Source organism: Achromobacter sp. Marseille-Q0513, assembly GCF_018195695.1.
In the GTDB taxonomy this organism is placed as follows: domain Bacteria; phylum Pseudomonadota; class Gammaproteobacteria; order Burkholderiales; family Burkholderiaceae_B; genus Achromobacter.
In genome coordinates this window covers 1-201 of the sequence record NZ_JAGTJY010000710.1, presented here as the reverse complement: position 1 = coordinate 201, position 201 = coordinate 1, and the positions used below count along the sequence as shown (strand labels likewise).

Annotated in this window: 1 protein-coding gene; it reads left to right on the top strand. The window is 75.6% G+C overall.

Annotated features, from left to right (window positions below; all coding sequences use genetic code 11):
• A partial coding sequence (locus KDH83_RS32410) for a hypothetical protein (protein ID WP_212323337.1) occupies positions 1-201 on the top strand: 201 nt, incomplete at both ends.

The window sequence follows — 201 nt, the reverse complement described above, 5'->3', positions numbered from 1 at the left end:
TCTCGGCCAGCGCCGCGCGCGACCTCTTCATCACCACGGACGGCCGGCTGCAATCCGGCGGGGCGCTGGCCCTGGACGCGGGCGGCACGCTGAACAATGCCGGCGCCGCCTTCGCGAGCGGACGGGCCGACCTCCAAGCCGGCACGACGCTGGCCAACACCGGCTCGGTGCTGGCGGGTGGCGACCTGAACGCGCGCACGC